4 protein-coding genes are annotated in these 2243 nt (G+C 71.9%); 1 reads left to right on the plus strand and 3 read right to left on the minus strand.

The features are described 5' to 3' along the window. Window positions 1-27 precede the first annotated feature (27 nt). Window positions 28-531 (plus strand): hypothetical protein, encoded by a 504-nt coding sequence (locus tag MJ777_RS13945; protein WP_239347580.1) that lies wholly within the window; start codon window positions 28-30, stop codon window positions 529-531. A gap of 137 nt (window positions 532-668) precedes the next feature. On the opposite strand, the gene MJ777_RS13950 is transcribed toward MJ777_RS13945, so the two are convergent. From MJ777_RS13950 to MJ777_RS13960, 3 genes are all read right to left on the minus strand, one after another. After that, window positions 669-932 carry a DUF6457 domain-containing protein gene (locus MJ777_RS13950; RefSeq protein WP_239347582.1) on the minus strand — a complete coding sequence of 88 codons (264 nt, stop codon included), beginning with the start codon at window positions 930-932 and terminating at the stop codon, window positions 669-671. Then, window positions 929-1543 (minus strand): molybdenum cofactor guanylyltransferase, encoded by a 615-nt coding sequence (locus MJ777_RS13955; RefSeq protein ID WP_239347583.1) that lies wholly within the window; start codon window positions 1541-1543, stop codon window positions 929-931. The genes MJ777_RS13950 and MJ777_RS13955 overlap by 4 nt, the downstream gene beginning before the upstream one ends. Next, a partial coding sequence (locus tag MJ777_RS13960; protein WP_239376644.1) for a GTP 3',8-cyclase MoaA occupies window positions 1540-2243 on the minus strand: 704 nt, incomplete at its 5' end. The genes MJ777_RS13955 and MJ777_RS13960, both read right to left, overlap by 4 nt.

Here is a 2243-nt window from a genome sequence, read left to right on the forward strand (position 1 = left end):
CACACGCTCTAAGGCACACTTGGTTGCGTGGGACATTATCGACACGGCCGCAAGGTTCCAGCATTACCGCCCGCGCAGCACAACGCGATCAGAGCCGTCAGTATCGTGCTGGTCTTCGCCCTGGTCGCGTTGACCACTTGGCGGCCCGCCCTATTCGCCGCGCCGGCGCTCGTGGTGATTGTCGGGCTCGCCGGCCTGGACCAGTCCGTCGTCACCGCCGGTGGCCGAGCCCGGCCCGCGGGCACGGGCACGGGCGATCCCCTCGGACGCGGAGCAGCCGAGGGTGTTTCCGGCCTGGATGATCCCGACAGCCACGCCGACACCGCGGCCATCACCCTGGCGCTGCCTCGCGGGCGGTCAGCCGGTTCTCGTCTCCGGCCGTCGCCCGACGACAGCCGGGCAACGGCTGGAGACGACGTGCTCTCCTGGTCGCCCCTGGACGAAGCCGGGCTGGATGATCCGCTCGCCACCCACACGATGGCGATCGACATGCGGGTGCTCCTGGATGACGGCCCTGCCTGGGTACGCTGACCGCTGCTGCCAGCTCTTCTCATCCGCTACGAGCGACCGGCAAGCGGATTGTTGGCGTACGAATTTGATCTTCGCTGGTAGCGTACCGCGCCCGGGAAGGTGGCTCCGGGAGCCGACGGTTCACTTTTCGGCAAGCCCTACCCAGCGCTGCCCTGATCACCGTTTTCCCGGGCCATGAGGAGGGCGAGGACCTGCGCGGTGGCGTGGCGGACCGCGTCCGCGTCACCACCGTCCCGCCCCGCCGCGAGACCGATGAGAAACGCGGTGACCGGAGCGGCGGGCCGGGCGACGCCGTGCGCGACATCACGCGCGAGATCGAGCACACCGGGGACGTCAAGCTGAGTGGGGTCAAGGCCAAGCGCGCCGGCCGCCGCGGCCACCCAGTCATCAAGAGCGCTCACCGAGCCATCCTCGCCCACCGGCGTGCCCGCTCGAGATCCGCCGGCTCGTCGCAGTCCAGCGTGGTGCGCTCATCGGCGGGTACCGCCACCACCCGTGGGCCGGCCAGCACCGACCGCAGCGCCACCCCGGCAGGCGCGGTGGGGAGCCGCGCCCGCAGCACGGATGTGCGCCATACCCCGGTCAGGTACTGGCGCCGACCGGCCGGATCAATCAGGAGCGCGCCCCACAGCGGAGCAGCACCGCGCTGGCCGGCTCCGGTGGTCTCCCGGTCAGCGCCGCCCACGGCCCGCACGAGCGCGGCGACCGTTCCCGCGGTGAGAAACGGGAGATCGGCCGCAAGCACGGCAACCAGCGGTGCGCTCACCAGCTCCAGCCCGGCGGCAAGAGCGGCGACCGGCCCCCCGCCGGGCGGCCGCTCACAGGTCCAGGCCACCGGGCGTGCCAGCCGGACCGGACGTACCGGCCCGACCACGATCACCTCGCGCGCGGTGGCCACCGCCGCGAGAACACAATCAAGCAAGGTCCGGCCACCGACGGTCGCCAGCGGCTTGTCCGCACCGCCGAGGCGGCGGGCCGACCCGCCGGCAAGCACCACCGCGTCCCAGCTCATCCGCCGATCGCCGACATCGGTCGCGACGGCTGCGCAAAGTCCGGGCCGTTGACACCGTGCCCGGCGCGCTTGCCCCGGACGGCCGCGGCCCACAGGTGCGCAAGGTCCGCGTCGTCGGCCCCGGCCCGCATCGGCGTGCGCAGATTGGTCTCCGTGTCAGCGAACAGGCAGGAACGGAGCTGCCCGTCAGCGGTGAGACGGACCCGGTCGCAGGCGGCGCAGAACGGCGCGGTCACCGAGCCGATCACTCCGACCGTTCCGGGCCCGCCGTCCACGGCGAACAACTCGGCCGGCGCGCTACCGCGACCGGGCAGCGCGGTGACGGTGAACTCGGACCGGAGCCTGGCGAGGATCTCCGCTCCGGTGACCATCACGCCACGATCCCAGCTGTGCTGGGGGTCGAGCGGCATCTGCTCGATGAAGCGCAGGGCGTAGCCCCGCTCCAGGCACCATCGCAGCAGGGACGGCGCCTCGTCATCGTTGACGTCCCGCAGGAGCACCGCGTTGACCTTCACCGGTGCCAGCCCTGCCGTGGCCGCGGCGGCCAGACCCGCGCACACATCCGCAAGCCGATCCCGATGTGTCATCGCCAAATAACGGTCAGCGCGTAACGTGTCCAGCGAAACGTTCACCCGGTCCAGGCCGGCCACGCGCAGCGCGGCGGCAAAACGGGCCAGCGACGTGCCGTTGGTGGTCATGG

The sequence above is a fragment of the Protofrankia sp. Cj5 genome, assembly GCF_917627405.1.
Taxonomy (GTDB): Bacteria; Actinomycetota; Actinomycetes; order Frankiales; family Frankiaceae; genus Protofrankia.

Coding starts and splice junctions, on each gene's coding strand:
- MJ777_RS13955 (WP_239347583.1), bottom strand. CDS start 1,543: ATGAGCTGGGACGCGGTGGTGCTTGCCGGCGGGTCGGCCCGCCGCCTC.